The organism is Photobacterium sp. GB-56, from assembly GCF_003026105.1.
GTDB lineage: Bacteria > Pseudomonadota > Gammaproteobacteria > Enterobacterales > Vibrionaceae > Photobacterium.
On record NZ_PYNW01000004.1, the window covers coordinates 30,896 to 54,403 of the forward strand.

Here is a 23,508-nt window from a genome sequence, read left to right on the forward strand (position 1 = left end):
CCGTTTGCTATAGTACAGCCTCGCTTTTCTTTTAGTGTGCCGCTCAGTATTGCGGTATCGAAAGTAAGGCGTTTTTTATTCGTAAAAGCTTCTGAAAGCTTTATAAATTCAACATGTGCTACTTGGTGTGTGGCACCACTGTTAAAGGACATTATTCATGCCTGTAATTACTCTTCCTGACGGTAGTCAACGTCAATTCGACGCGCCTGTATCAACTATGGACGTGGCACTTTCAATCGGTCCTGGTCTTGCTAAAGCAACGATCGCAGGGCGTGTTGATGGTGTACGCGTAGATGCATGTGATCTAATTGAAAACGACGCAAGCCTTGAAATCATCACTGCAAAAGATGAAGTCGATGGTTTAGAGATTGTACGTCACTCATGTGCTCACCTATTAGGCCATGCAATTAAGCAGCTTTACCCAGATGCGAAAATGGCTATTGGTCCTACAATCGATAACGGTTTCTACTACGATATCGACTTAGAGCAATCACTAACTCAAGAAGATCTTGAAGTGATTGAGAAGCGCATGGTTGAGCTTGCTAAAACCAAATACCAGGTTGTTAAGAAAAAAGTAAGCTGGCAAGAAGCTCGTGATGCATTTAATGCACGCGGCGAAACTTACAAAATTGAAATTCTTGATGAGAACGTAGCGCGTGATGACCGTCCAGGTCTTTACCACCACGAAGAATACATTGATATGTGTCGTGGTCCACACGTACCTCACATGGGCTTCTGTCAAAACTTCAAACTATTAAGCGTTGCGGGTGCATACTGGCGTGGTAATAGCGACAATAAGATGCTTCAACGTATCTACGGTACTGCATTCCACGATAAAAAAGCATTAAAAGCACACCTTACTCGTTTAGAAGAAGCGGCTAAGCGTGATCACCGTAAAATCGGCAAGCAACTTGATCTGTTCCATATGCAGCAAGAAGCACCGGGTATGGTGTTCTGGCATCACAACGGTTGGACTATCTTCCGTGAGCTAGAAGTATTCATTCGTGAAAAACTAAATGAATACGATTACCAAGAAGTTAAAGGTCCTCTAATGATGGATCGTGTGCTTTGGGAACGTTCTGGTCACTGGGATAAGTACGCAGATGCGATGTTCACAACAAGTTCTGAGAACCGTGAATACGCTATCAAGCCAATGAACTGCCCAGGTCACGTACAGATCTTTAATCAAGGTCTGAAATCATACCGTGATCTTCCATTGCGTATGGCTGAGTTTGGCTCATGTCACCGTAACGAACCATCAGGTTCACTTCACGGCATTATGCGTGTACGTGGTTTCACCCAAGATGATGCGCATATTTTCTGTACAGAAGCTCAAGTACAACAAGAAGTTACATCTTGCATCGAAATGGTGTATGATACTTACAAGACATTCGGTTTCGACAACATTGTTGTTAAATTATCAACACGTCCTGAAAAACGTGTAGGTTCTGATGCAATGTGGGATAAAGCTGAATCAGACTTAATTACCGCGCTTGAATCAATGGAAATTCCATTTGAAATTCAAGAAGGTGAGGGTGCGTTCTACGGTCCTAAGATCGAGTTCACTCTTCACGATTGCCTTGATCGCGCATGGCAGTGTGGCACCGTTCAGCTAGATTTTGCATTACCAGAGCGTTTAGGCGCTACTTATGTAGGTGAAGATAATGAACGTCACACACCGGTTATGATTCACCGTGCAATTCTTGGCTCACTAGAGCGTTTCATCGGTATTCTTATCGAAGATTATGCAGGCTTCTTCCCAACATGGTTAGCGCCTCAACAAGCTGTAGTGATGAATATTACTGATGCTCAGTCAGAATATGTGCAAGAAATTGTAGAAAAATTGAAAAAATGTGGAATTAGAGTCAATGCGGACTTGAGAAATGAGAAGATTGGCTTTAAAATCCGCGAACATACTTTGAAGCGAGTACCTTTCATGCTGGTTTGTGGCGACAAAGAAGTCGAAGCAGGCGTTGTAGCAGTTCGTACTCGCAAGGGTAAAGATTTGGGTAAATTCAAGATTGATGAACTTGTTGCATTTATGCAAGAAGAAATTAGCAGTCGTAAGCTCAATATTGTGGAGGAATAAGGTATTAAAGGCGGAAAAAGAACCCAAGCACCAGTTAAGCAAAACGCGCATCGTCTAAATGAAGAAATTCGTGGCGTACGTGAAGTTCGCCTGACTGGCCTTGATGGCGAATCAGTTGGTGTTGTTTCACTTGATGAAGCAATGGAAGTTGCTCTAGACGCTGGTGTGGATCTAGTTGAAATTAGCCCTAATGCCGAGCCACCAGTTTGTCGTGTGATGGACTATGGCAAGTACCTGTTCGAGAAGAGCAAGGCTGCTAAAGAGCAAAAGAAAAACCAGAAACAAATCCAGATCAAGGAAGTTAAATTCCGACCTGGTACAGACGAAGGCGACTATCAGGTAAAACTACGCAACCTGACTCGCTTTTTAGAAGAGGGCAACAAGGGTAAAGTAACGCTACGTTTCCGTGGTCGTGAAATGGCCCACCAAGGCATTGGTATTGAACTTCTAAATCGTATTAAGAGTGAGCTTGAAGAAATCGCGGTTTGTGAAAGCTTCCCTAATCGAGTAGAAGGTCGTCAAATGACCATGATGCTTGCCCCAAAGAAGAAGTAATAAAGGCATTCAAGTAGCTAAAAGCGCTGCTTAAGCAGCGCTTTTTGTTCGCCCTATTACTGTGATTATTAACTATCAACAATGCGGAGTTATCATCTCATGCCAAAGATGAAAACAAATCGTGGCGCAGCTAAGCGCTTCAAAAAAACAGCTGGTGGCTTTAAGTTTAAGCACGCTACTAAGCGTCACATCCTGACTAAACGTACTACTAAGAACAAACGTCAGCTTCGTCCAAATGCAATCCTTCCTAAGTGTGAAGTGGCTGCAGTTGCTCGTATGCTTCCGTTCGCTTAATCGTTTTTAGTTTTATATTTTATTATTTTAGTTAGGAGTCTCCTATGCCTCGCGTAAAACGTGGTGTACAAGCGCGTGCACGTCACAAGAAAGTTCTTAAACAAGCTAAAGGCTATTACGGTGCACGTTCACGTGTTTACCGCGTAGCTTTCCAAGCTGTTACTAAAGCTGGTCAATACGCTTACCGTGACCGTCGTCAGAAGAAACGTACTTTCCGTCAACTTTGGATTGCACGTATCAACGCTGCTGCACGTCAAAATGGTATGTCTTACAGCCGTCTAATCAACGGTCTGAAGAAAGCATCTATCGAAATCGATCGTAAGATCCTTGCCGATATCGCTGTATTCGACAAAGCTACTTTCACTGTTCTTGTGGAAAAGGCAAAAGCTGCACTGTAATTTCTCAGTTTAGTTTTTAAGTTAAAAGGAGAGCCTCGGCTCTCCTTTTTTCGTTGTATATCATACTTATTTCTTCTAAATATTCACTTCTCTATTGATTTATAGATGGCTTGCAAGTAATAGCTCTAACTGTAAACTCAATTGTTCTATTTGCATTCTATGCTCCATATCTAAGTAAGCTTCATTAGATATTGCTTTTTTAAAAAGAATTAAAAGACGTTTAGTCTTCTCCTTATATTTTTGTCGTTTGATGAGATCTTTGTTTAATTGTTGTTGCTGTTTACTTAATGCAAATAAAGCATGGTGAATAGGCTTTGTGCATTTAGGTTTTAATTGAGGGTTATCTTTTAATATTCTTGGTCTAGAAGGGTGAGGCTCTGGTAGTGGATTGTTAATAAGCATTAAGAAATGTTGATCAGCATCGGTAAGTTGCTGCTTGAGGCATTTTTCATCCTCAAGCAACTGACTCTTCTTTACTTCCAATGTTGTTATGACTTGTTTTAATTGCGAATATTGAAAGTAGAGGTATTTGAAGGAAATATTCGTCATGGCTGATAGCTATGTTATTCATCGAGCTCATTAAGTAATTTAGCTGTTTTCGCTTCTTCTATTCGATTGATTAAACGATTTGATTCAGATTCATCACGAATAGCTTTACTTAAAGTGATCGTTGCACTGACAAGAAATAAGCTACAAATACTGTAATAGCCTTTCACGATTAAATCGCCCGGTAATTTGACGATACTAATGATCATTGCGATGGTCGCAATGACAAAAGTAGCCTTAGCATACGTTAACCAATAGTTATCTTGTTTTTTCATGTTATATCCTAATTAAATAAAACAGTGTTCGATTATGGTATGTGATATTGCTAAATAATTCAACAGTGTATTTTATTTTTATCAGATATAAAAAAACCAGCACTTTAGAAAGAGGTGCTGGTTTAAAAATTAAAGAAAATAAAACTTATGCTTTAATCATACGACGCTGCTTGTTTGCGCGAGCACGAGTTTTAAATAGAAACGCAAGGAATGGAACTAAAAGAGCGTTAAGACCAATGAAGAATACAAGGTTAACAATGTTAAATCCTGCAGCTGAGTTAATAGGCATTGAATGCGCTAGGCCGTAGTTACCAAGAGCAAGTAATGCGGTGCAAAGGATCATTGCAATTGTTGATATTTTTAATAGTGCAGCTAGATCTTTATTGTTCATCAGAGACTTCCTAACTTTGATTTTGATCATAATTTACACTGAAAAATGTAATTTTAAAACAGGTTTGATAATTAATTTCACTATTTATCGTCAGAAGTATAAAAAAAGCGACGATAATGATTGCGTATCTATATTGATATTTTGTTATCAATTTTGGCTTTTATTTAACAAATAAAAGGGTCTCAATGTTGCTGAATATAGTTTTTGGTCTGTGTTTTAGTGTGTTTAAAACTCATTAATAAAGAGATGAGAAATCCCACAAATAAACCATTAAAAGCAAAGTAATACAGCACATGTATAGAGTTTATATAAAACTGAGTTATTAACGGTTCTTAAACCATAATAGGCATGCTAGAGAACATACCCATATTGGCCATGATTATGAGGGCAATACAAAGCAGTAATGTGACTCTTAAGATTTTTAATAGTGCTGTGAAATCTTTAATGTCCACTGTTATTCCCTCAAAAAAGACGTAATAAAATTACTCTCAGTAGAGAAAGTTTGATACGTAAAAAATGATAAATAGGAATGCTCATACAATGTAATGATTTTCTTATTGTTAGGCGCTAATTGATTGAAATCCTCAATTTTTGCCGTTCAACTGATAAAGACGTTTTTTTTTCGTCCAAACTTGCGCTTTTAGTACGATTCAATTTGGATTTAGACGCTGCTTTCTTTAGTATGTATCAATACGCGATTTTATATCTCCCTTAAGGACGCCACCTGTGGGTGGATGAGGATACGATGCAACATCTAGACGAGATTATTGCCAACGCAACGGCAGCTATTGAGCAGGCTGATTCATTAGTCGCTCTGGACGAAGTCCGAGTTCAATTCCTAGGTAAGAAGGGTCACTTAACTCTTCAACTTCAAGCCCTAGGTAAATTACCACCAGAAGAACGTCGTACTGCTGGTCAAGAGATCAACAAAGCGAAACAAGCAGTGCAAACACTCCTTGTAGAGCGTAAAGATGGCCTACAACGTGCAGAGCTTGAAGCTAAGCTTGCGGCTGAGACTATCGATGTTTCTCTGCCTGGTCGTCGTATTGAAAATGGTGGCTTACACCCAGTAACACGTACCATTGAGCGTATTGAAAGTTTCTTTGGTGAGCTTGGTTTTACAACTGAAGCTGGCCCTGAAATCGAAGATGCTTTCCACAACTTCGATGCGCTAAATATTGCTGAAGATCATCCAGCACGTACCGACCACGATACGTTCTTCTTTAACCCAGATCTAATGCTACGTACGCACACATCAGGTGTTCAGATCCGTACAATGGAAAATGGTCAACCGCCATTCCGTTTCATTGCTCCTGGTCGTGTTTACCGTAATGACTACGATCAAACTCACACACCAATGTTCCACCAAGTGGAAGGTATGTTAGTTGATGAAAACGTAAACTTTGCGCAACTAAAAGGTATTCTTCACGATTTCCTTTGTAATTTCTTTGAAGAAGAAGTTGAAGTACGTTTCCGTCCTTCGTTCTTCCCATTTACAGAGCCTTCAGCTGAGGTTGATGTAAAAGGCAAGAATGGTAAGTGGTTAGAAGTATTAGGCTGCGGCATGGTACACCCTAATGTTCTACGTTCAGTTAACATCGATCCTGAGAAATACTCAGGCTTTGCATTTGGTATGGGCGTTGAGCGTCTAACTATGCTTCGTTACGGCGTTAACGATTTACGTGCGTTCTTTGAGAACGACTTACGTTTCCTAAAACAGTTTAAGTAAGCACTAGGGGCTAGAAATCTATGAAATTCTCTGAATCTTGGCTACGCGAGTGGGTTAATCCTGCAGTAAACAGCGAAGAGCTAGCTCACCAGATCACAATGGCTGGTCTGGAAGTTGACGGTATTGAAGCAGTTGCTGGTGAATTCACTGGCGTTAAAGTGGGTCAAGTGGTTGAGTGTGCACAACACCCAGACGCAGATAAACTTCGTGTTACAAAAGTGGATGTAGGTGCTGAAGAGCTTCTAGACATCGTTTGTGGCGCATCTAACTGCCGTCAAGGTATCAAGGTTGCGGTTGCAACGGTTGGTGCTGTGCTTCCTGGTGATTTTAAAATTAAGAAAGCAAAACTACGCGGTCAACCTTCTCACGGTATGCTTTGTTCATTCACTGAGCTAGGTATTGATGTTGAATCTGACGGCATCATGGAACTTGCAGAGGATGCAGTATTAGGTACTGACTTCCGTGAATTCCTAGGTCTTGACGATGTTACTATCGACGTTGATCTAACTGCTAACCGTGCTGACTGTCTAAGTATTGCAGGTCTTGCTCGTGAAGTTGGCGTACTTAACCGTGCTGAAGTCACTGAGCCTCAATTTGAGATCGTTGCACCTACAGCTGCTGACACTATTGCTATTGATGTTAAAGCACCTGCGGCATGTCCACGTTACCTTGGTCGTATTGTTCGTAATGTTAATGTTCAAGCTGAAACACCATTATGGATGCAAGAAAAACTACGTCGTTGTGGTACACGCTCAATTGATCCAATTGTAGATATCACTAACTACGTATTGCTTGAAATGGGTCAACCAATGCACGCATTCGATCTTGCTAAGATCGACGGTGGCATCGTTGTTCGTATGGCAGAGCAAGATGAGAAACTAACACTTCTTGACGGTAACGAAGCTGAACTTAACGACAACACCCTAGTCATTGCTGATAACAAGCAAGCACTAGCGATTGCTGGTATCTTCGGTGGGGAGTTCTCTGGTGTTAACACTGAGACGAAAGACGTACTACTTGAGTGTGCATTCTTCGCTCCTGATGCTATCCGTGGTCGTGCTCGTAGCTATGGCCTACACACTGATTCTTCACACCGCTTTGAGCGTGGTGTTGATGCAACACTACAAATGAAGGCGATGGAGCGTGCAACAGCACTTATCGTTGAAATTTGTGGTGGTGAAGTTGCGCCAATCGTTGAAGCTGAATCAGAAGCTGATTTGCCAAAAGCTGCAACGATTGAACTTCGTCGCACTAAGTTAGACCGTCTATTAGGCCACTCAATTGCTTCTGAGGAAGTGGTTGAAATCCTAACACGTCTAGGCTGTGACGTTGAAACTACAGATGCTGGCTGGAAAGCAACAGCACCTGCGTGGCGTTTTGACATGGCAATTGAAGAAGATTTAGTGGAAGAAGTGGGTCGTATCTTCGGCTACAACAACATTCCAAATCAATCGCCAGTTGCTGCACTAAGCATGAACTTACACAAAGAAGCGAACCTTCCGCTTAAGCGTGTACGTGATCTGCTTGTTGATCGTGGTTACCAAGAAGCGATTACTTACAGCTTCGTTGAGCCTGAGCAACAAAAACTTATCGTGCCTGAAATTGAGCCATTGATTCTGCCTTTCCCAATTTCTGCAGATATGTCAGCAATGCGTTTAAGCTTGTGGACTGGCTTACTAAATACAGTTGTGTTCAACCAGAAGCGTCAGCAACCACGTGTTCGTCTATTTGAAGCGGGCTTACGTTTTGTTCCTGAGCAATCAGCAGAAAACGGTATGCGTCAAGAAATGATGCTTGCTGGTGTGATTGCAGGTAACCGTAGTGATGAGCACTGGGATATTGCAACTAACACTGTAGATTTCTTTGATCTTAAAGGTGACGTAGAAGCCGTACTTGAGCTAACAGCTAATGAAGCAGCATTTAGTTTCAAAGCCGCTAAACACCCAGCACTTCACCCTGGCCAATCAGCAGCAATCGTTGTTGACGGCAAAGAAGTTGGTTTCATTGGTACTGTACACCCAGAGCTAGAGCGTAAGTTCGGTTTGAATGGTCGTACAATCATGTTTGAAATCGAGTGGGCGGCAATTAACACTCGTATGCTTCCTGAAGCGGTAGTTGTATCTAAGTTCCCTGCAAACCGTCGTGATATCGCCGTTGTGGTAAACGAAGATGTATTAGCTGGTGATGTTGTTGCTGCTTGTCGTGAAAACGGTGGCGAGCTACTGACAGATGTTAACCTATTTGACGTTTACACGGGTAAAGGCGTTGAAGAAGGTAACAAGAGCCTTGCAATCGCACTAACGCTACAATCAGCGGAGCGCACATTAGAAGAAGCCGATATTGCATCAGCAGTAGAAGCTATTGTTGCTGCACTTGCTGAAAAGTTCGGTGCATCACTACGTGACTAAGACTCGTCAATAAAAGTTAATAGCGTTAATTACAAAATATTGACGCGTTTAACTCCTTGTTTTTTAAAAGCAGCCAGCAACGGCTGCTTTTTTTTTGATCTTTCTCCAAAAAATTAATAAGACTCTGATTAATAGATATTTTTTACTTTTTCTATGTTTTATAAAATATATAAGATGATAACTGTTTGTTTTTAAATGATTTTATTGTTGGTCTGTTTTGTTTTTATTTCAACTGATTGCACAATGGAAAGTGTGTGAAGCAAAAATATATTAAGAAATTAACGTGAAGTTTACGTAAAAAAGTTGGCGGAAATCAGCAAGTTGGCTTAGACTTGACTCTAGTTGATAAGGAAGTTGAGATGTTAATCTCTTCAAGCACCAACTATAGGTGTTATTAGCCTTATTAACGTAACCTTATTCACAGTAACAAATTGGAATGATGCCAGTGTTGTTACTATACATTCAACATAGTCTTGAGGGAGTTATCTATGGCGCTCACAAAAGCCGATTTGGCTGAGAACCTGTTTGAGAATGTTGGATTAAGCAAACGGGACGCCAAGGATACGGTGGAAGTCTTCTTTGAAGAAGTTAGGAAGGCTCTAGAAAATGGCGAACAAGTAAAACTGTCTGGTTTTGGTAATTTTGACTTACGAGACAAAAACGAGAGACCAGGGCGTAACCCGAAAACTGGCGAAGATATTCCAATTTCTGCGCGTCGTGTAGTCACTTTCCGTCCAGGTCAGAAACTAAAAGCACGTGTAGAAACATTAGAAGTACCTAAATAAGCCCGTTTAACGCTTAGTCAAATCGAAACCCAAGTGAATTTATTCTCTTGGGTTTTTTATTACCTCTTGCTGAGATAAGTGAACCTTCATGAGGCTGTGGGTTGTCATTATGTTGCTATTGTGTTTAAAGTTTGGTGTTTTATACTGGAGGTTAAAGCTATTGGGCGATTGTATTTCATAACGTTTATGTACATGGAGGTAATATGACGTTTGTTGATGAAGTGAAAAAAGGCCGTTTTTTATCGGCAACTTGTGATTTATCATTACCATTCACGGTCGGCGAATGGATATTGGAATCTGGTATTCATTGTAAATTGTTGCAGCGTGGTGTACTACAAATCACGCCGGTAGAGCAAATGAGTACGGCAAAAGATATTGTTTTATCTTCTGGTGTGCATGGTAATGAAACGGCGCCAATAGAATTAATACAACAGTTAGCGGAAGGTATTTTACTTGGGCATATTGAACCGGTTCATCGGTTACTGTTAATTATTGCTCACCCTGAAGCTATTAATAACAAAACACGCTTCATTGATGAAAATATGAATCGTTTATTCAAAGTTCGGAATCAAGAAAGGAACATTGACTGTACGATTGCAAATCAACTGCAAGAGGCTGTAAATAGCTTTTATGGTTCTTCTACAGCTATTCAACCAGAAAAGTGGCATCTTGACCTTCACTGTGCAATTCGACGCTCAGAACACTATACCTTTGCGATTAGTCCATATAGCCATAAGTTATCACGTAGCAATAGTCTGTTTAGTTTTATTCAGCATGCAAAAATAGAAGCGGTGTTATTGGCAAACGATCCTTCTTCTACTTTTAGTTGGTTTAGTGCGGAATATCATGGCGCACAAGCGCTGACGATTGAACTGGGTAAAGTTGCAGATTTTGGCAATAACAATTTAGCGCTATTGGCGCATTTTAGTAGAGCGATGATGAAGTTGGTGACTGAAAGCTCCTTGCCTATTACATGGAATAATGATGTCGAGGTCTACCGCGTTAGCCGCACTCTGCTGAAGCAATCTGACGATTTCAATTTCTCTTTTCCGAATGACTTGCCAAATTTTACATTTTTCGAAGAAGGCACCTATTTAGGTAGCGATAAAGAACAAGAGTTTATTGCGGATGAAAAAGGAGAGGCTGTTGTTTTTCCTAATGCGAATGTAGCTTTAGGCCAACGAGCAGCATTAATGGTAAAAAAAGCACATATCATCTTTGATGAGCAGATACGGTTATGTGGATAAGTTTTAAAAAATCATGTTTTTCATTATTACAATCTCATACTTTTGTTCTTTTACGAAGGTTGTAGGGTAGGGGGCTTTTACCATTTTGACGATGGATCGTATGTCTCTTAATGCATTATTAGCCCGTCAGCAATCACGCTGGCGGTTTAGTTTTTGGCTAATAGTTTTACTACTTATTCTTGTTTGTTTTTTTTCCTTATCCGTTGGGGAGTTGTGGATCACACCATGGGCACCTGAAGGCGGCTTAGAACAACAATTACTCCTACAGTTACGTCTGCCTCGGTTATTAGCTGCTCTGGCTATAGGGGCTGCTTTAGCAAGTTCTGGTGCCGTTCTGCAAGTATTACTTGGTAATCCATTAGCAGAGCCGGGTGTATTGGGTATCTCCGGTGGTGCAAGTTTAGCACTAGTTGCAGTATTATTCTTTTTGCCATTTGCACCATCTCCAATGCTTACCATGTTTACAGCGATGGGAGGCGCATTATTATTTACATTAATTCTCGTAGGGCTCTCACGTCGACGTAGTGTTTCAATGACTCGTTTATTACTGATTGGTGTCGCGTTGGGTATTTTGTCTAGTGCTGTTATTACTTGGGCATTTTATTTTAGTGATGATCTTAATATGCGACAGTTAATGTACTGGCTTATGGGAAGCCTTGGTGGGGTTAATTGGCAGCAACTCTCTTTGCTATTTTTTATTGTTCCTGTGTTAGCTGTTTTATGTTGTCAGGGGAAAAAACTCGATATTTTAATGTTGGGAGAGCTCCATGCGCGGCAACTTGGCTTGAACGTAGCGACTCTACGTTGGAAATTGATCTTAATGGTATCGTTATTAGTCGGTAGTGCTGTCGCGTTAGCTGGGATTATTGGCTTTATTGGGCTTGTTGTTCCGCATTTGATACGTTTGATGTTAGGCACAGAAAATCGTTTTTTGTTGCCGTTATCTGCTTTAGCTGGAGGGGTATTATTAGCCTTCGCCGATACGTTATCACGTATTTTACTGCCTTCTGCTGATCTTCCTGTTGGCGTTGTGACTACATCACTGGGTGCACCAGTGTTTATTTGGATGCTTATGCGAGCACAACTGGATTAATAATATGTTAATGATTAATCGTATTGCTGCTGAACATCGATTAGAGCCTTTAACCTTTTCTGTTGATAGCGGTGAGATCGTGCATTTTATTGGTCCTAATGGTAGTGGCAAAAGTACCGCAATAGGGCTTATTTCTGGGTTATTTTCTGCGGCTGGCAATGTCACTTTGGAAGGAATTGATCTAATGGATTATGATCTTGCTTCATTAGCGCGTGTGCGTAGTTATATGTCTCAGCAAGATAAGCCAAATTTTGCCATTCCTGTATACCAGTATCTTCTAATGTCTTTTACGGCGTTGGGTGAAGTAAAAGACGTGATTAAACAAGCTGCAATTGATGAAGTGTGTGGGTATTTAGGTATTGTTGATAAATTATCGCGAAGTATACAAACACTTTCTGGTGGTGAGTGGCAGAGAGTCAGATTAGCTTCCGCTTGTTTACAAGTTTGGCCTGCATTAAATCCCGACGCTAAATTTCTATTACTTGATGAACCCGCTGCATCTTTAGATATTGGCCAAGAAGCGTCTATGTATAAATTGATACGGAAGATTGCGTCACAAGGGATCGCAGTGATTATGGCTAACCATGATTTGAATCGGACATTACGCGAAGCCGACAAAGTGGTATTGCTAGAAGCAGGCCATTGTTTTGCTGTTGGTAGGACGCAGGAGGTAATGATTGTTTCACAGTTAGAGAAGGTATTTAGTACTGGGATTGTAAAAGTGAATTATCAAGGCATTGAAAATTTAGTATTTGTTGATTAGGCAAATGGTATTGATTTATTGATGATATGCAGTAATAAAATGCGACATTTAAATGGGTGATAAAAATTTTTAATTATGATGATTTGTAATCTAAATAGTCATTTTTATTTCACAGGTTAGACTACCATTTTTTCCTGTAAACGTTTGAACTATGCATTGTCCATTCTCACTTCAAGGGGTATGCCAATCGTGCCCTTTAGCTTCGCTTTCATATCCGCAGCAGATTAAACAAAAAGATGATGTGTTACGTAGTTTGTTTTCAGAACATCACCCACAGCAATGGTTAGCACCAGTAGAAAGTGCCATTTCTGGCTATCGTAATAAAGCCAAAATGGTGGTGCTGGGCGCAGCTCATGAACCATGTTTAGGTATTCAAAAGCAGACTGAGGATTCAACGGCAGGATCTAAACCGATTAGTTTGTGTACTTGTCCTTTGTATCCCGCAGATATGCAAGCGTTGTTGATCTATATTGAGCGTTGGATTCGTTGTGCTGGTATTCCACCTTATAACGTAAAGAAAAAGAAAGGTGAGCTGAAATTTGTGTTATTAACACGCAGTGATAGTCGAGGTGAGTTTATGCTTCGATTTGTATTGAGAAGCCATGAGGCTATCGCTCGTATTGTTAATAATTTACCTGAACTAATGGCGGCATTTCCTACGGTAAAAGTCGTATCGGTGAATATTCAGCCCGTACACATGGCACGCTTAGAAGGGGAAGAAGAAATTTTCTTAACCTCTGATCATTATTTATTAGAACAATTTAATCATGTTCCATTAGTTGTAAGACCTAAAAGCTTTTTTCAAACCAATCCAAAAGTGGCAGAGAGCCTTTATGCAACAGCAAAACGTTGGGTTAGTGAGATAAAGCCAGCTTCTATGTGGGATTTATTCTGTGGTGTTGGTGGTTTTGCGTTACATTGTGCTGAAGAGGTAGAGCATGTTACTGGTATCGAAATAGAGCCAGAAGCCATTGAGAGTGCTAAACATTCTGCTGAAATTATGGGGGTGACGAATTTACGGTTTGCAGCTTTAGATTCAACCAGTTTTTCGCAATCAAATAAAAGTGCGCCAGAATTAGTATTGGTGAATCCACCGAGGCGGGGGATTGGTGAACAACTGTGCCAACAACTAAATGATTTTGCACCAAAACATATTATTTATTCAAGTTGTAACCCTTATACGCTAGAGCAAGACTTAGCGAGGTTAACAGGATATAAGGTAATGAAGTTGCAATGGTTTGATATGTTCCCGCACACAGAGCATGTTGAAGTTATGGTGTTACTTGAACATATTTAATGTTGATAAGGTAAAAGGGCATAACGTTATGTCCTTATAATTATTTGTTATTCAAGTGAGAGTAGTATTCACTTAATAAATGAGTAAGCACTGAAAATTGGCGAGCTATCTCACGGTTAAGCCATAAATAACCATAATAACTAATATTACTGGCATCACTTTGCTCATGGTTTTCTGCCGGAGGTAAAAGTGAGAGCATTTTTATTTCTTCTTGTTTAACAGGTAAAATATGTTGGTTTTCTATTTGAATAGCTAGACGTGAGAATCGGTCTGCTAATTGCTCTTTTGCCTCCATTAGACCAGGCATGTCGTTAATTTTATTCTGTCCTAACTGTTTATCCCACCTTGTGTGTAGCATTGATCCCATCATGGTAAATATTTGTTCTTCTGTCAGCATGATCTCAGTTAAGAGCTGTTTACTGGCAATATTCTCATTTTTAGTATGTGGCTGAAGGCTAGTTTGTTTATCAAGTATGTTTGATAGGGGATTGATATCTATAAGTTGAAAGTTTTCTGCCGCTATTTGCTGGTTATGCTGATGATAATAGTTACAACAGAGCTTGATGAACTGATGAGTGTAATTAAGATAATGCTCCGTTGCACGAGCAGGAAAAATATATAAGCTACAACAAATAGCAACGATAGCGGCCCAAAACACATTGATTGTGCGCCACATTGCAGCATGTAAATCCTCTGGGCCACCGCCGGCAACCACAACAACAGTAATAGCAACAACAAGTGCCGCATAAGAATACTTACCTTGTGTATAGTAAATTGCTGTAACCACCGTAGTGATTAAAATAATGTGGTGGAGCCAACTGTATGAAGTGGGTATTAAATAGAGAGATAAACCTATAATCGCCCCTAATATAGTTCCTGTTATTCGTTGATTAGCTTTGGATAAAACACCACCAAGAAAGTGAATACTGCCCATGATTGTTACTGTAGTAATCAGCGCCCATGAGCCATAAGGTAAGCTAAACATTTGAATAATAGAGACAATAATACTAAGTGCAACAAACACGCGAAACACAAGTAGTTGGCGGAAATATTTGATTGCAAAGCGAGAATAATTCTTCATACAAAACATTCGTTAAAATTTTCTAAATCATACAAAGAACGTGATGAAAGTCACTATTTAATTGTGAGGATTGAACTCGTCATTTACCTGAAACATGTGTCAGGTTGGTGAACGTTTGATAAAAATAAAGGCACTATAGAGTGCCTTTAGTCGGTTTTATTATTAGCTTGAATGGCAATTATTGTGTTTTAAATTGTCCTACTAGTTGCTGCAATTTATGACCCGCATCATCCAGTTGACTTACGATAAGTTCAGAGTTTTTATTTTCTCGAATCAAGTCGGTCACAATATTTTGGATAGAACCCATGTTGCCGCTTATCTCACCTGTTACTGCATTTTGCTCGGTAGAGGCCGCTGCAATTTGATTAATCTTGCCATTTATTTCGGTTACGGCTTCTGTGACAGAAATGAGGTTATTCGAGATTTGATTTGTCGAACTTACCGCATCATTACAAGATGTCTGACTTTTATCCATCGCTTGAACGGCTTGTGTAACCAAGTTATGTAATTGGTCTAGCATTTCATTAATTTCTAATGTGCTACTTTGAGTACGACTCGCAAGCCCACGAACCTCATCAGCAACAACGGCAAAACCGCGACCTTGTTCACCAGCACGTGCGGCTTCAATAGCGGCATTTAATGCTAGTAGGTTTGTTTGCTCAGCAATATCACCAATCACTTTTAGTACATTGTTAATATTATGCGATTGCTGATTTAGTGCATCAATGTAGCCAGAGGCTTGGGTTACTTCATCTACTAATGTATTTATTGATACTAATGATGTATCCACTTGTTGTTGAGCGATAAGCGCAACATCACTCATTTTTTCAGTACCAGAAGCAACATCGTTTGTGTTCTCTGCTATCTCATTTGCAGCTAGGCTCATTTGTTCAACGGCAGCAACGACTTGTTCAGTCTCGCAATTATGCTCGTTCAGTTTAGCAGTTAAGGCATTAGTTTGATTATGTACATTATGCGCCGTTGTTGTCAGGCTATCTGTCGTCGCTGAAACTTGGGAAATAATGCTTTGTAGTTTATTAGCAAAACGGTTAAATGCTTTTCCAAGTTGTGCAATTTCGTCATTACCTTCAACCACCAGACGTTTGGTTAGATCACCTTCACCATCTGCAATATCATTAAGTGTTTTAACCATACGCTCAACTGGTTTAATGATACGGCTTGTGATCAATAAAATAATCATGGCAGAAATTACGGCTAAAATGATCGAAATAAAAGCGACGGTATTGATACGATCTTTCATATCAGCATGAATCTGTGCTGTGTATTGTTCAACACTGTTATCTATGTCATCTAGATATAAGCCTGTACCAATAAACCATTTATTGTTATTAAGTGTAATCGCATAACTTTCTTTTGGTTGGGCTGGCTGGTTCGCTTTTTTAGGAAAGCTGTATTTAACAAACTGTCCATTATTTTTAGCCGCATTAATTAATACTTTGATGTACGCAACGCCGTTAGCATCCGTCGCGCCAATTTGATCAGTACCTTGAATTGAAGGCTTAAGAGGGTGAGCAACATTTACTCCCTCCATTGTGTAGATAAAAAAGTAACCTGCATCATTGGCTGCAAATCGAATAGGCGTAATAAGTTGGCGGATTGCTACAAGCTGTGTTGCTTCATCACTGTTTTTAGAAATGATATTTTCAATGGCGTGCTTGGTAATAATAACCGCGTCTTTGAGTTCTTGTTGTCTTTCTGAAATAAGCTCTTGCTTATAATGTGCCACATTTTTTGTTAGAGATTGGTTCTCTAAATAGATGACGATACACATCGCTATACCGAGAATAGCGATCATAGGCAATAAGCTTAGTAGTAATAATTTGTGCTTAAGTGTGTTGATCATAATTCCATTTGCCTTATCCATTATTAATCACTGATATGCATACGAGAGCGTTTGCTGTGTAGTATGCACATATAAGTTTATGTAATGATAAGAGAAAAATATTACTGATAGATGTATCTTTGATATTTATTCAATTAATAGTGCGGTTGTTGCAGACTTTTACATTGGGGGGAATAAAAATAAGGGTTGCATCGATAAAAAAATACCTACCAATGAGGTAGGTATTTTTTTAGAGCATGTATTTATTTTTTGTTTTTAAGGTATGTAATTGTGTTTGCCATATCTTGTAAGCTGTCGTGAGCACTTGTATTTACAAGATATTTGCCATTAATCAGGAATGCGGGCACTGATTGTAATGCAGCATTGCGAACGGTATCTTCAGATTGTTGGAGTAGCTTAAAGATTTCAGCTTGTTGTTGTTTTGTTAATTCATACGGACTTTTTAAACCGTTATCATGGAAGATTTTCGATAATGCGACTTTACGTTGCGCATCTGTCATATCTTTTGGTGAGTCTTGTACGAAAGAAAATAACGCTTCTACTAGTTTATGGCTAGGTTCGTTATTCGTTTGAATCATTGCTGCGTAGAAAATAAAAGCCGCTTTTTGCGCGCTTTCATTGAAAGTCACGTGTACTTGATTGATGTTTTTAGTGTTTGTTAATTTTTGAATTTCTGGCAGCATACCTTCCATATTACGGCAGTGCCCACAAGACAGTGAAAAAATCTCTGTGACAGCGGGCATGTTAGGCATAGGGGTTGGAATTATTGAATACTTATCGCCTTCTTGGGGTGTTTTAGAATCAGAACATGCTGTTAATGTTAGTGCTGCTAATAGTACAACGAAGAAAGATTGGTAAATACGTTTCATTGTGGTCTTCTTTATAGAATTAAATAAAGAGTATTATGGCGATAATTAAATAACATTGCATCGTAAAGTTACAAAATAACACCAAATTGTCTAATGTTAGCGTTATTTTGTTGATGAATAAACGTAAAGAAATAGTGTGAATAACTCAGTGAAAAGCCTATGTTGATGGGGTATTATTGCTGGCTTTATTATTGCTTTGAGTGCTTCAAATGTTTATTGGATTTGATTATGGGACGGCAAATTGTTCAGTCGCAAGAATGGTAAATGGTAACCCCGAACTGTTACCGCTAGAACACAATAATCATTTTATTCCATCAACGTTGTGTGCCCCTACACGAGAGGCGGTATCAGAGTATCTATACCGTTTTATGGGGATATCCCCAACAGACAGTGTTGGAGAGCAAGTATTACGTCGCGCAATGGCTGTTAACCGTGAAGAAGATATTGAAATTTTCCGTGGTGATTTACAGTTTGGTGAAGCCGCACTAAATACCTATTTGTCTGATCCTGAAGAAGTCTATTACGTTAAATCTCCTAAATCTTTTCTTGGTGCCAATGGCTTACGTGACGCGCAGATCAGTTTTTTTGAAGATCTTGTTTGCGCTATGATGGCGAATATTAAACATAATGCAGAGCAGCATCTTCAATCAGATATTACACAAACCGTGATTGGTCGTCCGATCAACTTTCAAGGGACAGGGGGGGAAGCTGCAAATATTCAGGCTGAAAAAATTCTCTCTCAAGCAGCGAAACGCGCAGGTTTTAAAGATGTTTCGTTTCAGTTCGAACCCGTTGCAGCTGGTTTAGAGTTTGAATCAACATTAACTGAGAATAAGACAGTACTTGTGGTTGATATCGGTGGTGGTACTACAGACTGCTCACTCATAGAAATGGGGCCTAAATGGATTAATGAGCAAGATAGAACACAGTCTCTACTTGCACATAGCGGACAGCGTGTGGGTGGGAATGATTTAGACATTCATCTTGCTTTTAAGCAATTGATGCCAGAATTTGGTTTAGGGAGCAGAACTGCACGAGGCATTGATATGCCGTTTAATCAATTTTGGAATCCTATCGCGATTAATAATGTTGCGGCACAAACTGAGTTTTATTCTGAAGCCAATTTACGCGCGTTAGAAAAGTTACGTTATGACGCTGCAGATCCTGCAAAACTAAGCCGCCTTATTCATGTTTATCATGAGACCTTGGGATACCAAATTGTACGACGTGCAGAAGAAGCTAAAATAGCGTTATCTGAGCAAAATAAATATCGTGTTGATATGGCAATAATCAACGACGTATTTGCAGTCGATATTACTGTTAAGCAATTTGCAGAAGCGATCGCAACCCCGACAGATAAGATGCGTGATCTTATCGTGGAAGTGCTAGCACAGAGTAATAAAAAACCAGATGTGGTGTTTATGACGGGAGGAACCGCACGTTCTCCAATTTTGAGGCAGTGTATTGAGCTGCAGTTGCCAGATATTCCTATTGTAAGTGGTAATTTTTTTGGTTCAGTTACTGCTGGATTAGCACGTTGGGCTGAACGTTGTTACCGTTAATTCTAATAAAGTGATAAAAAGGCCTTTGATATGGCCTTTTTATTTGAAAAGAGCTAGGCAGGTTTAGGGGCGTAAGCAGAACACCATCCCTTAGCATTAACAAGCTTACCAGGGAATATTTTACATGGGCGCCATGCCGCGCTTGCATCACCTTCAATAAGCATACAGCTATTACAATTACTGTCACCTTTAGTGGATTCGTTAACATATTTTAGTGCTTTTGCCTGTGGATCATCGGTAGACAAATGTGGAAGTTCAGCCGCTTGGGCCGGTTTTACTAATAGCTTGCTTCCAATACTCAGACCAATAATTCCACCAACAGTCAATTGTAAAAAGCGTCGACGTGAAGATTGATTTTTCATTGCAATGTCCTTTTTTAAGCACATGAGTTTCAACTCATTTAACTTATTAATTATTAAAGTAGGGGATAATCAATAAGTGACCTACGCATCATCTACTACTAATATAGACGAGTGATGGATAAAGCTGATTGTTTAATCTACTTATAGATTAAATCAATATTACGTAAGTAATGTCAAAAAAGATGATTTTTGCTGTGTAAAAGTAAGCAAAGAGTGAAGAATGGGCCTCACAATAGTGAGGCCCATAGATATTCTATTTTATAGTGCTGAAATAGGTTGGCTATTTTCTTGCTTTAATTTTGCGAAAAAAGCCTGTGTTTCAGCAATGACTACGTGGCGTAATACAACGAGACCAATAAGGTTAGGGATAGCCATTAAGCCATTAACAATATCTGCAATTACCCAAATCATATCTAGCTGCATGAAGGCGCCGCCAGCGATAAGTACAAGGAAAAATAACTTGTAAGGTAAAATTGCTTTCACACCGAAAAGGTAAGTAATACAACGTTCGCCATAGTAATTCCAACCTAAAATAGTGGTAAAGGCAAAGAACATTAAGCCAACAGAGACCATTAATGGACCGTAATAGCTCGAATGTAGACCTTCAGCAAAAGCATGGGTTGTCATTGCAGCACCAGCAAAATCAGAAGACCAAGCGCCAGTAACAATCAATGTTAGACCTGTCATCGTACAGATAATGACGGTATCAAAGAAAGTACCTGTCATAGAAATAAGGCCTTGGCGCACACAAGAATCAGTTTGTGCTGCAGCCGCTGCAATAGGTGCGCTACCTAAGCCAGATTCATTAGAGAATACCCCGCGCGCAATACCAGACTGAATAGCAAGCATGATCCCTGCGCCAACAAAACCACCTGTAGCGGCATGCCCTGTGAATGCAGATTCAATAACTAAGCTAATAGCATTTGGAATGGCGTCAAAATTACTCGCTAATACACTGATACAAGCAATGATGTAAAAACCAGCCATGAGTGGAACAACAGTACTTGCAACACTTGAAATGGATTTAATACCACCCAGTGTCACTGTCGCAACCAATACGGTTAAAATAACAACGGTGATTTCTTTCGGTATATTGAAAGAAAGCTGTGCGGCTTCAACGATGGCGTTCGCTTGTGGGAAAGTACCAATACCAAAACATGCAACACCAACAGCAAAAAGTGCGAACAGTTTCGCAAGCCACTTGCTACCCACACCTTTTTCGATGTAGTACATTGGGCCGCCTAAAATTTGGCCGTTACTGTCAACTTCGCGGTATTTTACCGCTAATAAACATTCTGCATATTTCGTTGCCATTCCTAGTACAGCAGCAAGCCACATCCAGAAAAGTGCACCAGGGCCACCAAGTTTAATTGCTGTGGCTACACCAACAATATTACCGGTACCAATTGTTGCAGAAAGGGCAGTACATAGCGCGGCGAAGCTAGAAACATCACCTTCACCTTTACTATCAGCATCTTTTTTGCCACCAAATACATAGCGTAATGCCAGTGGTAGGTAACGGACTTGGATAAAACCAAGACGGATGGTTAAGTACAAACCTGTACCGACTAGTAAGATCAGTAATGGCGGTCCCCAAACAAGACTGTCAAAGGCTTTAAGAAAATTAAAAATTGTATCGTGTAGTGGATTCATTATTCCTCCTTTAAACTTCAAAGGAAGAGATATAGAACAACATAAATGTTGGATGCAGATAATATCTGGTTGCTGCTCTTATCTCCTCTGTCCTTTTGCCTGAGAGTTTCACCCATATAGGGCTTGCTCCTTCGGCGCTCGATTTAACGAGTCTCTCCAGAGGCTCCTCCAACAACAGTCCATACCTATCGTAAAATACGACATGGTGCCTGAAAGATTTACGATTTAATAAATTGAGGGCTCAACTTATTAAAAACGCTTACTTCTTCGGCGGGCGTAAGAGATACCATCATGGTAATTTCTTTTGCCGCTCTCCTGCTGTCTTCATCGGAACTCATATTTCGGATTGCAATGTTAGGGGAATGAAATGTGATTGTCAGCAAAAAAAATGTGCAAACAGTGAAAAAAAGTCTAAATGTGAAAAAAATAAGCGGGTGATGGGGGCAGAAATTTGTTGGTGGACAAAAAACAAGCTTACTTATCGGGAAAGTAAGCTTATTAGTATGTGGGATCAGTTTATATAAACAAGACGTCGTTATTGTTTGAAGTTTTTACTGAGTAATTTTATTAACTCATGGTTGTTATCTGATGTAGCTTCCCAGCCAAAAACGCCACCGAGTTGATGTTTCTTCACATAATCAGCTTTAGCTTGTAACGAACGCTTATCTTCAAAACTAATGTATTCATTTTTCTTTGGGCTAAATAAGACGGCAGCTTCAGCTTTTTCGTCGTAATAGTACTGGTAACCCAATTTTTTATTATTTATTAGATATTTCATAATATCTGAGTAGTTAAAATAACCAGGGTCAGCAATATCTGAACCTTTCTCCATTGTTCCTTTACTACTTAGCCCTTCGAGTCTTTCAGCAGAAGCTTTGTCGACACCTTTCCATCCACGACCATAAAAGGGGCTGCCAATAATGATTTTTTGTCTGTCAACGCCTTGTTTTAATAAAGCGTTTACTTGGTTGTCAACTGACATGTCATCAGGCGTTAAAGGCGTACTATATAAATTGCTATGGTGACCAACCGTAGGACCCCAACTGCCTAAAAAGTCAAAGCTCATTAAGAATATTTGATCGAGATCTTGTGATACTTTTTTCCAATCAATACCGGGTAATGTTTTAGGTGCACCATTTACTGCCGCTGAAAGTTGGTAAGTGCGATTATTTTTTATAGCCAACGTATTTAATTGGGTACGAAGTTCATGAATTAACTTTGTGTATGCAAGACGTTCACTTTCCACATTATCATTGCCTAAGCCTGATAAACCATGTCCACCGGGGTATTCCCAATCGATTTGAATGCCGTCGAAGAAATCATATTTTTGGATTAATTTTATAGCACTATCAACAAATGTTTTTCTGTATTCATCGTTTAACGCGACTGTATGGAAAGGCTCTGATAATGTCCAGCCGCCAAAACTAGGAAGAATAGATAAATTTGGATTTTCGTCTGAAAGTAACTTTAGTTGACCGAAGTTACCACGGTAACTGACTTTACTTGATGTCTTACCTTTTAGTTTCATTTGAAGTGCGGCATAGTCATCTAAGACAATAGCGGTACCTATTGGTTTATCCTTACATTGGGTTTTCATTATTTTTTTTATGTTGTCGGGAGAGGCATCAACAGGTCCGCACACAGCAAGAAAGGCATAAATAACATGCGTTAAATCATTAACAGGAAGCATGTTGGCACTGTAGGGCGTTTTAGGAGTATATACTTTCCAATCTGGATAATAGGCTGCAATAACAGGTGACGAATGCGTTATTGGCTGAGCTGCAGCTTGATTGGAAAAAAAACAACTAACAAGAGTTGCGGTAATAACGGAAAGATAATAATTCCGTGAGAAATAACGCATTGATAGATCCCTAATCGCGAAACATAAATTAATATCAAACAAGTATACTATCGTTGTTTGTTTTTATTGAGTTATGTGATTTGTTATATATTATGACAATGATCACAAAGATACACTAAAACGCAAATTTTATATGTAAAAATTTGTATTAGAAATACGGTATTTGTTTTTTTTTTGCTACAAAGTATTTCTTTTTTTTTTATACTGAATTGTTATTTTAACGGATGTTGGATGGTTCGTTATGTTATAAAGGAATCACTATAAATAACAAATATATGTATATAGTTGATAATTAATTCGGACTAGAACAAAATAGTTATCTCGTTATTAATAATTAAGAATATGTAATATGACTGGATAAATTAGTGTTTATAACCATTATTAGC

At 39.5% G+C, this 23,508-nt stretch carries 21 protein-coding genes and 1 riboswitch; of the genes, 12 read left to right on the forward strand and 9 right to left on the reverse strand.

Annotated features, from left to right (window positions below; translation table 11 throughout):
* Positions 1-157 precede the first annotated feature (157 nt).
* From thrS to rplT, 4 genes are all read left to right on the forward strand, one after another.
* Positions 158-2,089, forward strand: coding sequence for a threonine--tRNA ligase (gene thrS / locus C9J42_RS06530; protein ID WP_107260677.1), 1,932 nt, complete (start codon positions 158-160; stop codon positions 2,087-2,089).
* A 3-nt stretch (positions 2,090-2,092) separates the two neighbouring features.
* On the forward strand, positions 2,093-2,644 hold the full coding sequence (gene infC, locus C9J42_RS06535) for a translation initiation factor IF-3 (RefSeq protein WP_107205852.1): 552 nt from the start codon (positions 2,093-2,095) through the stop codon (positions 2,642-2,644).
* A gap of 99 nt (positions 2,645-2,743) precedes the next feature.
* Entirely contained in the window at positions 2,744-2,938 is a 195-nt protein-coding gene (gene rpmI, locus C9J42_RS06540; protein ID WP_005367387.1) for a 50S ribosomal protein L35, read from the forward strand.
* Positions 2,939-2,982: 44 nt separating this feature from the next.
* Positions 2,983-3,336 (forward strand): 50S ribosomal protein L20, encoded by a 354-nt coding sequence (gene rplT / locus C9J42_RS06545; RefSeq protein ID WP_005367388.1) that lies wholly within the window; start codon positions 2,983-2,985, stop codon positions 3,334-3,336.
* Positions 3,337-3,435: 99 nt separating this feature from the next.
* Here rplT and C9J42_RS06550 read toward each other — a convergent pair whose 3' ends face one another.
* From C9J42_RS06550 to C9J42_RS06560, 3 genes are all read right to left on the reverse strand, one after another.
* Positions 3,436-3,798: a hypothetical protein gene (locus C9J42_RS06550; RefSeq protein ID WP_146144298.1), complete on the reverse strand. Its 363-nt coding sequence runs from the start codon at positions 3,796-3,798 to the stop codon at positions 3,436-3,438.
* A 101-nt stretch (positions 3,799-3,899) separates the two neighbouring features.
* Positions 3,900-4,157: a YiaA/YiaB family inner membrane protein gene (locus C9J42_RS06555; RefSeq protein WP_107205854.1), complete on the reverse strand. Its 258-nt coding sequence runs from the start codon at positions 4,155-4,157 to the stop codon at positions 3,900-3,902.
* Positions 4,158-4,302: 145 nt separating this feature from the next.
* Positions 4,303-4,548: a phenylalanyl-tRNA synthetase subunit alpha gene (locus C9J42_RS06560; protein WP_107205855.1), complete on the reverse strand. Its 246-nt coding sequence runs from the start codon at positions 4,546-4,548 to the stop codon at positions 4,303-4,305.
* 745 nt (positions 4,549-5,293) lie between these two features.
* On the opposite strand from C9J42_RS06560, the gene pheS reads away from it, so the two are divergent.
* From pheS to rlmC, 7 genes are all read left to right on the forward strand, one after another.
* Entirely contained in the window at positions 5,294-6,277 is a 984-nt protein-coding gene (gene pheS, locus C9J42_RS06565; RefSeq protein WP_005367402.1) for a phenylalanine--tRNA ligase subunit alpha, read from the forward strand.
* A gap of 20 nt (positions 6,278-6,297) precedes the next feature.
* Positions 6,298-8,685: a phenylalanine--tRNA ligase subunit beta gene (gene pheT / locus C9J42_RS06570; RefSeq protein ID WP_107301805.1), complete on the forward strand. Its 2,388-nt coding sequence runs from the start codon at positions 6,298-6,300 to the stop codon at positions 8,683-8,685.
* Between the two features lie 488 nt (positions 8,686-9,173).
* Positions 9,174-9,470, forward strand: a complete 297-nt coding sequence (gene ihfA, locus C9J42_RS06575) for an integration host factor subunit alpha (RefSeq protein WP_005367406.1) — start codon at positions 9,174-9,176, stop codon at positions 9,468-9,470.
* 203 nt (positions 9,471-9,673) lie between these two features.
* The gene (gene astE, locus C9J42_RS06580) at positions 9,674-10,717 is read left to right on the forward strand and encodes a succinylglutamate desuccinylase (RefSeq protein WP_107205857.1); all 1,044 of its coding nucleotides are present in this window, start codon (positions 9,674-9,676) and stop codon (positions 10,715-10,717) included.
* A 100-nt stretch (positions 10,718-10,817) separates the two neighbouring features.
* Positions 10,818-11,810: a vitamin B12 ABC transporter permease BtuC gene (btuC, locus tag C9J42_RS06585; protein WP_199186998.1), complete on the forward strand. Its 993-nt coding sequence runs from the start codon at positions 10,818-10,820 to the stop codon at positions 11,808-11,810.
* Positions 11,811-11,814: 4 nt separating this feature from the next.
* A complete protein-coding gene (gene btuD / locus C9J42_RS06590) occupies positions 11,815-12,573 on the forward strand; it encodes a vitamin B12 ABC transporter ATP-binding protein BtuD (RefSeq protein ID WP_107205859.1) in 759 nt (252 codons plus the stop codon).
* Positions 12,574-12,724: 151 nt separating this feature from the next.
* Positions 12,725-13,870, forward strand: a complete 1,146-nt coding sequence (gene rlmC, locus C9J42_RS06595) for a 23S rRNA (uracil(747)-C(5))-methyltransferase RlmC (RefSeq protein ID WP_107245328.1) — start codon at positions 12,725-12,727, stop codon at positions 13,868-13,870.
* Between the two features lie 40 nt (positions 13,871-13,910).
* On the opposite strand, the gene C9J42_RS06600 is transcribed toward rlmC, so the two are convergent.
* From C9J42_RS06600 to C9J42_RS06610, 3 genes are all read right to left on the reverse strand, one after another.
* Positions 13,911-14,951, reverse strand: a complete 1,041-nt coding sequence (locus tag C9J42_RS06600; protein ID WP_107205861.1) for an FUSC family protein — start codon at positions 14,949-14,951, stop codon at positions 13,911-13,913.
* Between the two features lie 178 nt (positions 14,952-15,129).
* Entirely contained in the window at positions 15,130-16,815 is a 1,686-nt protein-coding gene (locus C9J42_RS06605; RefSeq protein WP_107301806.1) for a methyl-accepting chemotaxis protein, read from the reverse strand.
* Positions 16,816-17,057: 242 nt separating this feature from the next.
* Positions 17,058-17,684 carry a thiol:disulfide interchange protein DsbA/DsbL gene (locus tag C9J42_RS06610; RefSeq protein ID WP_107205863.1) on the reverse strand — a complete coding sequence of 209 codons (627 nt, stop codon included), beginning with the start codon at positions 17,682-17,684 and terminating at the stop codon, positions 17,058-17,060.
* A 209-nt stretch (positions 17,685-17,893) separates the two neighbouring features.
* On the opposite strand from C9J42_RS06610, the gene yegD reads away from it, so the two are divergent.
* Positions 17,894-19,246: a molecular chaperone gene (gene yegD, locus C9J42_RS06615; RefSeq protein WP_107205864.1), complete on the forward strand. Its 1,353-nt coding sequence runs from the start codon at positions 17,894-17,896 to the stop codon at positions 19,244-19,246.
* A gap of 53 nt (positions 19,247-19,299) precedes the next feature.
* Here the strand turns inward: yegD and C9J42_RS06620 are convergent, their stop codons facing one another.
* The 3 genes from C9J42_RS06620 to C9J42_RS06630 form a co-directional block, all read right to left on the reverse strand.
* A complete protein-coding gene (locus C9J42_RS06620) occupies positions 19,300-19,608 on the reverse strand; it encodes a high-potential iron-sulfur protein (protein ID WP_107205865.1) in 309 nt (102 codons plus the stop codon).
* A gap of 258 nt (positions 19,609-19,866) precedes the next feature.
* Complete coding sequence (locus C9J42_RS06625) at positions 19,867-21,261, reverse strand: sodium:alanine symporter family protein (RefSeq protein WP_107205866.1); 1,395 nt, start codon at positions 21,259-21,261, stop codon at positions 19,867-19,869.
* Between the two features lie 77 nt (positions 21,262-21,338).
* Positions 21,339-21,431, reverse strand: a riboswitch (glycine riboswitch).
* Between the two features lie 365 nt (positions 21,432-21,796).
* Positions 21,797-23,122 (reverse strand): glycoside hydrolase family 18 protein, encoded by a 1,326-nt coding sequence (locus C9J42_RS06630; RefSeq protein WP_107205867.1) that lies wholly within the window; start codon positions 23,120-23,122, stop codon positions 21,797-21,799.
* Between the last annotated feature and the right edge of the window lie 386 nt (positions 23,123-23,508).

Bases quoted from the DNA above. Each gene is read 5' to 3' on its own strand.
- thrS (WP_107260677.1), top strand. From the start codon at position 158: ATGCCTGTAATTACTCTTCCTGACGGTAGTCAACGTCAATTCGACGCG.
- C9J42_RS06620 (WP_107205865.1), bottom strand. From the start codon at position 19,608: ATGAAAAATCAATCTTCACGTCGACGCTTTTTACAATTGACTGTTGGT.
- C9J42_RS06600 (WP_107205861.1), bottom strand. From the start codon at position 14,951: ATGAAGAATTATTCTCGCTTTGCAATCAAATATTTCCGCCAACTACTT.
- C9J42_RS06625 (WP_107205866.1), bottom strand. From the start codon at position 21,261: ATGAATCCACTACACGATACAATTTTTAATTTTCTTAAAGCCTTTGAC.
- pheS (WP_005367402.1), top strand. From the start codon at position 5,294: ATGCAACATCTAGACGAGATTATTGCCAACGCAACGGCAGCTATTGAG.
- C9J42_RS06555 (WP_107205854.1), bottom strand. From the start codon at position 4,157: ATGAAAAAACAAGATAACTATTGGTTAACGTATGCTAAGGCTACTTTT.
- C9J42_RS06610 (WP_107205863.1), bottom strand. From the start codon at position 17,684: ATGAAACGTATTTACCAATCTTTCTTCGTTGTACTATTAGCAGCACTA.
- astE (WP_107205857.1), top strand. From the start codon at position 9,674: ATGACGTTTGTTGATGAAGTGAAAAAAGGCCGTTTTTTATCGGCAACT.
- pheT (WP_107301805.1), top strand. From the start codon at position 6,298: ATGAAATTCTCTGAATCTTGGCTACGCGAGTGGGTTAATCCTGCAGTA.
- rpmI (WP_005367387.1), top strand. From the start codon at position 2,744: ATGCCAAAGATGAAAACAAATCGTGGCGCAGCTAAGCGCTTCAAAAAA.
- btuD (WP_107205859.1), top strand. From the start codon at position 11,815: ATGTTAATGATTAATCGTATTGCTGCTGAACATCGATTAGAGCCTTTA.
- C9J42_RS06560 (WP_107205855.1), bottom strand. From the start codon at position 4,548: ATGAACAATAAAGATCTAGCTGCACTATTAAAAATATCAACAATTGCA.
- ihfA (WP_005367406.1), top strand. From the start codon at position 9,174: ATGGCGCTCACAAAAGCCGATTTGGCTGAGAACCTGTTTGAGAATGTT.
- yegD (WP_107205864.1), top strand. From the start codon at position 17,894: ATGTTTATTGGATTTGATTATGGGACGGCAAATTGTTCAGTCGCAAGA.
- C9J42_RS06630 (WP_107205867.1), bottom strand. From the start codon at position 23,122: ATGCGTTATTTCTCACGGAATTATTATCTTTCCGTTATTACCGCAACT.
- C9J42_RS06605 (WP_107301806.1), bottom strand. From the start codon at position 16,815: ATGATCAACACACTTAAGCACAAATTATTACTACTAAGCTTATTGCCT.
- rlmC (WP_107245328.1), top strand. From the start codon at position 12,725: ATGCATTGTCCATTCTCACTTCAAGGGGTATGCCAATCGTGCCCTTTA.
- btuC (WP_199186998.1), top strand. From the start codon at position 10,818: ATGTCTCTTAATGCATTATTAGCCCGTCAGCAATCACGCTGGCGGTTT.
- rplT (WP_005367388.1), top strand. From the start codon at position 2,983: ATGCCTCGCGTAAAACGTGGTGTACAAGCGCGTGCACGTCACAAGAAA.